The organism is Leuconostoc palmae (assembly GCF_019656075.1).
In the GTDB taxonomy this organism is placed as follows: Bacteria; Bacillota; Bacilli; order Lactobacillales; family Lactobacillaceae; genus Leuconostoc; species Leuconostoc palmae.
In genome coordinates, this window is sequence record NZ_BPKZ01000019.1 from 1 (window position 1) to 7,734 (window position 7,734).

The window sequence follows — 7,734 nt, forward strand, 5'->3', positions numbered from 1 at the left end:
CCTCTTCTTTACTTTTTTTACTTTCCTTTTACTTCCTTCTTTCTTTCCCTCTCACGTTCGCTTTTTATTCGCTATATGTCCATATTTCTTTTTATCGTTCGTTTTTTAAAAATCCACTTTTGAAAATATCTAGTTTTGCAATACGTTCTGCAGCCTCTTTTAATCTTGCCTTATCTATCGTTAAACCAACTCGTATGAAACCTTCTCCACCATCCCCAAAACCTGATGCATCAGCAACAGCAACATTAGCTTCGTCTAAAAGGATATCTGCAAACTGTGCTGATGAATAGCCATCTGGCACAGGCATTAACACATAAAATGCTCCTTTTGGCACGTATGGTTCCCATCCAAATGCTCTCACTGCTTTAATGAAAACATCTCGACGTTCTAAATAGACTTGATTTAATTTTTGAACTGCGCTTTCTCGATTCTTCACATCAAGCAAGGCTGTTATAGCAGCATCTTGAATCGCCGGGAAAATTGATACAAATAAGTGATCCTGAATGAGATTAAGGGCCTCAATCATTTCAGCATTTCCCACAGCAAAACCTACGCGCCAACCAGCCATATTAAATGTTTTAGAAAAAGTGTATGTTTCAATCCCTACTGACTTAGCATCTGGTGTTTGTAAAAATGATAAAGGTTTTTGTTCCTGAAATCCGATGGCTCCATATGCAAAATCTGAAACAACCCCTACACTATGTTTCTTGGCAAAGGCCACTGTATCTTCGTAAAATTCCGAAGTTGCAATCGCACCTGTTGGATTGTTGGGATAATTCATATATAGAAATTTAGCTTCGTCTGCAATATTATCTGCAATATTGGCATAATCAATTAAGAAATCATTTTCACGCTTTAACTTCAGCGTCTCAACATTAACTTGTCCCAAAGCGGCACCTGAAAAATAATCGGGATAGCCTGGATTAGGTAAAAGCAATGTTTCTCCAGGGTTCATTAGTGCTAACGGAAATTCTACCAGTCCGATTTTACTGCCGGCCAAAACGGCTACTTCCGATTGTGGATCAATTTTGACGCCATACTCTTGCAAATAAAACTCAGCAATTGCCTCTTTAAAACGATTTTCGCCACGAAATAGTGAGTATTTATGATCAACAGATTTTTCAGTCGCCCGTTGCATGGCCTCGACAATATATTCAGGTGTTGGCATGTCTGGATTACCTTGTCCTAAATTGATAACGTCTTCCCCAGCCTGTATTTTATCATTCACTTTGGCAACTAGTGTTGCAAAAAATTGTCGGGGTAATTTTTTAAGTATTTCTGATTCTGAAAAATGCATAGTATGCTCCTATCAATATAATTCTATTCGTCGATCATTAAATACTGGTATTTCACCTCGAACTGCTTGCTCATCTGCTGTATCAACTATCGCTAAGACCAGTTCCTCGTTTTGCGAAGACCCTCTAGCAATAATATTTCCCAAAGGATCTATAATCATAGAAGATCCTCCAAAGGTGTTCTGCTGATCTTTGCCAACACGGTTTGCCGCAATGACAAATGTTTGATTTTCGACTGCTCGAGCCTGTAATAAAATCTGCCACTGTTGTATACGTTGCACCGGCCATTCTGATGCAACAAATAAGAGTTGTTTCGGTCCGTCCGACATTAGTGTTCGAATCCATTCTGGAAAACGAATATCATAACAAATCACACCAGTTGAAGGTATATCATCTACCATAAAACTTGTTTTTTGTGACCCTGACGTAAGGTACTGCCCTTCCGACATTAGTCCAAATAAGTGAACCTTGCTATATTGAGAAATTTTTTGTCCCAATCGATTGTAGATATACATCGTGTTATAAAAATCCGTATGTTGCTTAATCGCTACTGAACCACCAACAATATTAATATGATATTTAGTGGCCAAACGACTTAATAAATCTTTTGACATCACCCCTTCCTTATCTGCTAATGTCTGTAATTTATCCAACGCATATCCTGTATTCCACATTTCAGGATATACAATGACATCTGCACCAGCTACTGCTGCTTTTTCAGTAAAATCACTAATTTTTTCTTCGTTAATACGAGGTTCGCCTAACACAATGTTAATTTGTGCAATCGCAATGGTTAATTTCATATCTAAGTTCCTTAATGGCAATTGTGCAATATATTAATTTTTTTGTCAATATATTTTCATTAAAAACTCATTTAAAATAAAAAACGCCTACTGGCGTTTTTATGGAAACTTTGGAAATTGATCGAAGTCTGGTTGCCTTTTTTCTTTAAATGAGTCACGACCTTCTTTTGCTTCGTCAGAAGTATAGTAAAGCATCGTTGCATCACCAGCAAATTGTTGTAATCCAGCTAATCCATCAGTATCAGCATTCATGGCAGCCTTAATAAATCTTAGGGCTGTTGGCGATTTTGTGAGCAATTCATCAGCCCACTCAATCGTAGAATTCTCCACTTCCGCCAGAGGGACAACCTTATTAATCCAATTCATTTCATAGGCTTCTTGTGCACTATAAAAGTGATTTAAAAACCACACTTCTTTAGCTCGCTTATGACCAATGACTCTAGCTAAATATCCAGATCCATACCCTGCGTCAAATGAACCCACCATTGGTCCTGTTTGCCCAAACTTAGCATTATCAGCAGCAATTGTTAGATCCGCAACCAATTGCAAAACATTACCCCCACCAATTGACCATCCTTTAACCATGGCAATAATTGGTTTAGGAATAATACGCATAAGCCTCTGCAAATCTAATACATTTAGCCTAGGGATACCATCTGATCCGACGTACCCACCATTACCACGAACTTTTTGATTACCACCTGATGAAAAGGCATTATCTCCAGCACCAGTCATGATAATGACACCAATACGATCATCATCTCGGGCAATCGTAAAAGCTTCAATCATCTCAGCAACCATACCGGGTGTAAAAGCATTGTGTGTAGCAACATCGTTCATTGTAATCTTTGCAATTTTGCCTGGGTTATTACCATCAGCATTTACTTCAAATAAAATTTCGTCGTAATTTTTTACGGCGTTCCAAGTTGTCATATGTTATACTCCATTTCAGAAAGGGGATTTTTGTCTCACTATGAATATTATAGAACTTTTGGGCATCAAAACCGAATTATTAACACCAGAAAAAACTGTTATCTCTGTCAAAGTTAGTGAAAAACTTATGCAGCCGTATGGTATTGTTCATGGTGGTATCAATGCTCTTCTAGCTGAAACAGCAGCATCTCTAGCTGCTAAAGCGAATTTACCCCTGGGGTTTGTTCCCATCGGTGTTGACATTCAGACACATCACTTAAAGTCTGTCTCTGCTGGTCAACTTATTGCAACTGCAGTGCCCATCAATATTGGTAATACATTACAAGTATGGTCAGTAACAATCTGTGAATATCAATCTCAACAATTAACTAGTACTAGTACAGTCACCGTAAAGAAACATGCACAGAAAAACTAATTAACATATGTTAATTGGTTTTTCTTTTGGATAAAAATCTTGACAATCCATTTTTTTGAGGATGCTTAGCATCATATATTGCTTGCAGCCTCACTTCTTCTAGGGTCGGTGTATCGTAAGTCAATGTATCTAGTCGCTCATATTGTGGCCGTTTAACATAAACTATAGGATCATTATTCGATATAAATGGATTAGTTAAATAACTCACCCTATCTTCAGGTTTACTAATTTTTAAACTTTCATCTGATGGCGACAATAAAACATCCTCACTAATACTAACGAAACTAGTCTTAAATTGAATCTGATAATACAAAGCCGCATAACTAGATATAGGTCCGTACCCAACAAATTCTAATCGCTTAGCATGTGCCTTCTTTCTAGCTTGTTTAATTGCTAAAATAATTGCAGATTCGTTTTGACGATAGTATTTAGCATTCAGATCACTACTAGTAATAAACTGAACAGCTTGTTGTGTCTCTTTAATATAAGCCGTCGGGTAATCTACACTGCTATCTTCTGGTTCAGAAAAAATAACACGTAGTGTTTTAGAAGCAATTTTATCAGGCATTGAAAGATAGGCATATAGACCAGCTGCTATTTCACTATCTTGATCACGCAACACCCCCTTTTTTTGAGGACGAATACTAAAATTAAAGAATCTAAAAGATCCTGTTCCTGCAGATAATAAATCTATGGTGTAAAACTCATAGGTGTCAGGCACTTTCACAGTTAGCATGTCTTTGTTTTGGCTCACGGTTGTAATGATTTGCTGTTGCGCATCAAAAAATGTAATAGCTAGATAGGAAAACATGCGTTCACTATTTTCAACGTTTCTAATAATATTGTATATTTCACCTTGACGTAGCTGTGGCAAGTCTGCAAGTCTTTGGCTTTGTGAGGCATGTTGTGAATGCCACCTAGCAATAACTTGTCCACTAGGTAAAAAATAATTTTCATAATAGACATTATTTAATGCTAGGAATTCTACTTTCGCACCTTGTAGTTCAAGAAGTTGCGTTTGAGGTGTCCAATAAACTTGATACTGCATAAAATCAGTTGGCCTCCTGTCTTATATTGTCTCGATATCTAACTAACTCACTAACAATGAAAGCAATCATCTCAGGAATTTTTTCGGTATGGCTCCCCTCCTCTATGTGATGTGTCAGTGTTGCATGTCGAGATTTAAAAAATGATATCAACTGTGGCAAACTTTGTCCATCATATTCGTCTTGTGCCATAGTAAATAACGATAAATTAGTATCAGAAAAGTCACTCTTTCCGATATGTTCCCAAAATATTTGGTTCAACCCTTCAGAGTCTTCAGGGTCCATCCGTCCTGCTAAATATCGACGAAGATCCAAAGTCCAATCTTGATTAAATGCTCGTGGGAATTCTGTATTTTCTGTTAATGTTCCAATATTGACAATTGGTTTCGCCACAACTATTGCCCCAGGTTTTATATCAGCTGCATAGTACATTGCTGGAAAACTTCCCATTGAATACCCTGTTAAAATAACATCCTTAGGTGACAAATTTAATTCATCCATCGCCTGATGAATAATCTCAATTATTTTGCTTTCGTAATTTTCAGATCCAATATTAAAAGCGCCTCCTTGCATTCTAGCATCTGTAAATAGCAAATAAGGTGTCCCAATATCTCGTAATGGCCCTAACATTTCAAATCCGTCAACATGCAAACGCAACCCAGAAAAATTAACAATCAAAGGTCCTTTTCGATCGCCAGGATTGAAGTAACTTAAAATTTCTTCCCTTTCCGGTGTTAGATCCCAATTGTCTCCCGGAATGAGCAATCCCAATCCATGGCGATTATATCGTTGATGCAATACATGTAAGTCTATTTGACCATGACCACGGCCAAAAATAAGAATTTTATAATCCGAATAATCAGATAATCCGCCCACCGCAGTTAACTGGGTCAATGATTCTCCACTTATAGTTTGAATTAATTGTATTTTTTTGTCTTTAAAAAATACAAATTGTACTTGCACTTCTACATTGTCTGAATGATCATAATCGAGCCAAACAACGTTTTCTTTTTCCGTAGAAAAATCATTTTTTACCGTGTTTAACTGGCCTATTTGTTGCCACTCATTGCCAAAATCACCATCAAATTGTGCAGAAAATCTACCTTCTCGTTTAAAAGTGACATTCTCAGGAACGTAAGGTTCAAATTGCGATTCATTGAAACGCGTTGAAAAACCAATTTGATAAAAGTGTAAATCATCTAGTATTCTGCGACTGACCTTCTCTGGTGTGTTGTCAAGTAGCTTAAAAGCACGTCGTTCGTCTAACACCGTTTGAAAATCCGGTGTAACGTTATCAGTAAAATAGATAGTCCGAAAAGCCGGCCAGTCACTAATTTGTCCGGACAGTAAGGTACTGTTCAGCACATGATCAGTCAACACAACATAAGTTTGTTCCAGAATGTAAGGATCTTTTTGACGTGCTAAATAGACTGGCAAATCAAGAACAGATGTATAATGCCATTCAATATGATTTTGATTAATATTAGGAGTCCAGTCCTGTTCCCCGATTTGTAAAACCGAAATATCTGCCATATTTAATACCTTCAAATCCTGTTCTGCTTAATTTTATTGAATACTTGTTGCCATTTAATCCATATCATTTCTTGATTATACTTTGACATTAAACGATGGCTAGCCTCTCGTACTCTTTGATGATTGCTATTTTTAAATAAGTATTGTTCCAATTCTACTTTCAGGCCAACTATTGTATCAATAACATTCCCATTTTCATTTTTAGCGACATAGATACTCTCTACGCGATTAATTTGTGGCACTTCACAACTCAGAGCTATTGTTTGTAAAAACTGATTTGGTTCATTATTAAGATCTAATAAAACACTGGTATTTTTTATATAGGCTACTTGATTAGCTTCACTTTGTGGTGACACGAATTGAAAACGTGCTTGATAGGCTTGTTGACTATCTTGATCAACCATACCATGTTCATTGCGTGCTTGTTGACTATCAATAATAATAGCATCTCTGTATCTAGCGTAATCCTCACTGGTTTCAATTAAAGTAATTGCCGTAGGATGCGCCATCATGATTTCACGAATAACCATAAAGATCTCATCATCTAATGCTGGTGCATACCAATAGATAATGGGAATCGAAACAGACTCTGGTTTAACTAATTTGATTGTTGGAAAGGTTGGAATGATGGTTGCATCAAAATTATCCGTTACTTGATCTTTTATTTTAGCTAACTGCCAGTTTGTATCAATTACAGCAAAATCTACTGTACTAGAAATTGGTAATAACAATTGTTGAGCCAACTGCTCGTTTGTTCTTTTTGTTTGATAACTCAATATAACAGGTTGCTTTGGTGCTATCTTATTAATTAAAAAAGTTGATAGTTGACTTTGCGCGACTATTAACATCTCTTCATCATCGACTTGTTTAAGATGGTTGGATACCGCTTCTGCAAGTAACTCCCGCATATTTTTAAAAACTGTTTTTGATGTCCATGATTGTTTAGTTATGACCTGACCAGTTACACAATCTTCTCTTACAGCAAGCATACCACTTGGAGTCAAATAGTCCCGCTGAATCGGTTGCCCTGCATCATTAAAAACGGTTGCCTGTGAAATAAACCCCCGATCGTCGATGACTAGTGTTTGTATATGTTGACCATGATGAAATACATCAATACGTTCATAACGAGCATGAGAAATTTTGTCTAGCCATACTGTAGCAAAATGACTCCCATTAACCATAACCATCACTGTATCATCCACATTAACAAATTGTGCAGTGGATGGCCAAGTGAAATCCGACAATGATAATGGCTTTTCATCTACTAATCGAATAGATTGAATGGCATCATAGGCAGACCATATCTTCGCACTTTCAATATGTTTACGAGATAATAACTGACGTAACCGAGGTAAGTAATCAACTAAAATAAGCGCAACTTCCTGTCCTTGTGACAAAAATAATTGCGTCTGATGAATAGTGTCATTAAATTCTGGTATCGTATCAGCGGACGCTTGCCAATCTGGGATGATATGTAATGTCATATGGTACCTCTCAATTTATCATCTATGTATCTTGTAGAAAACAATATCTTAACTTCTATTATAGCAATAGTCAAAGTCGATATAATACTGCTCTTATACTAAAAAAATGGACTATTTTATTCAGTCCGTAAAATTAAAGTATAGGAGTATTTTTATGTCAATTCGTTATTCGCAAGATTTCAAAGATTCATTGGTTAAACTTCACCAAGAAGGCCGTTCACT

The 7,734-nt window shown here is 36.7% G+C and carries 7 protein-coding genes; 1 reads left to right on the forward strand and 6 read right to left on the reverse strand.

The genetic code is table 11. The features are described from left to right. Positions 1 to 91 precede the first annotated feature (91 nt). The 3 genes from K5Q12_RS06995 to menB form a co-directional block, all read right to left on the reverse strand. Positions 92 to 1,297: a pyridoxal phosphate-dependent aminotransferase gene (locus K5Q12_RS06995; RefSeq protein WP_220743099.1), complete on the reverse strand. Its 1,206-nt coding sequence runs from the start codon at positions 1,295 to 1,297 to the stop codon at positions 92 to 94. Positions 1,298 to 1,309: 12 nt separating this feature from the next. Beyond that, positions 1,310 to 2,098: a carbon-nitrogen family hydrolase gene (locus K5Q12_RS07000; RefSeq protein ID WP_220743101.1), complete on the reverse strand. Its 789-nt coding sequence runs from the start codon at positions 2,096 to 2,098 to the stop codon at positions 1,310 to 1,312. A 99-nt stretch (positions 2,099 to 2,197) separates the two neighbouring features. Beyond that, entirely contained in the window at positions 2,198 to 3,031 is an 834-nt protein-coding gene (gene menB / locus K5Q12_RS07005) for a 1,4-dihydroxy-2-naphthoyl-CoA synthase (RefSeq protein WP_220743103.1), read from the reverse strand. Positions 3,032 to 3,071: 40 nt separating this feature from the next. Here menB and K5Q12_RS07010 point away from each other — a divergent pair, with 40 nt between their 5' ends. Further along, complete coding sequence (locus K5Q12_RS07010) at positions 3,072 to 3,446, forward strand: PaaI family thioesterase (protein ID WP_220743105.1); 375 nt, start codon at positions 3,072 to 3,074, stop codon at positions 3,444 to 3,446. A gap of 10 nt (positions 3,447 to 3,456) precedes the next feature. Here K5Q12_RS07010 and asp3 read toward each other — a convergent pair whose 3' ends face one another. From asp3 to asp1, 3 genes are read right to left on the reverse strand one after another with little or no spacing between them, the layout of a single operon-like run. Then, positions 3,457 to 4,494: an accessory Sec system protein Asp3 gene (gene asp3 / locus K5Q12_RS07015; RefSeq protein ID WP_220743107.1), complete on the reverse strand. Its 1,038-nt coding sequence runs from the start codon at positions 4,492 to 4,494 to the stop codon at positions 3,457 to 3,459. A gap of 4 nt (positions 4,495 to 4,498) precedes the next feature. Then, positions 4,499 to 6,025: an accessory Sec system protein Asp2 gene (gene asp2 / locus K5Q12_RS07020; RefSeq protein WP_220743109.1), complete on the reverse strand. Its 1,527-nt coding sequence runs from the start codon at positions 6,023 to 6,025 to the stop codon at positions 4,499 to 4,501. A gap of 11 nt (positions 6,026 to 6,036) precedes the next feature. Beyond that, the gene (gene asp1 / locus K5Q12_RS07025; RefSeq protein WP_220743111.1) at positions 6,037 to 7,512 is read right to left on the reverse strand and encodes an accessory Sec system protein Asp1; all 1,476 of its coding nucleotides are present in this window, start codon (positions 7,510 to 7,512) and stop codon (positions 6,037 to 6,039) included. Positions 7,513 to 7,734 lie beyond the last annotated feature (222 nt).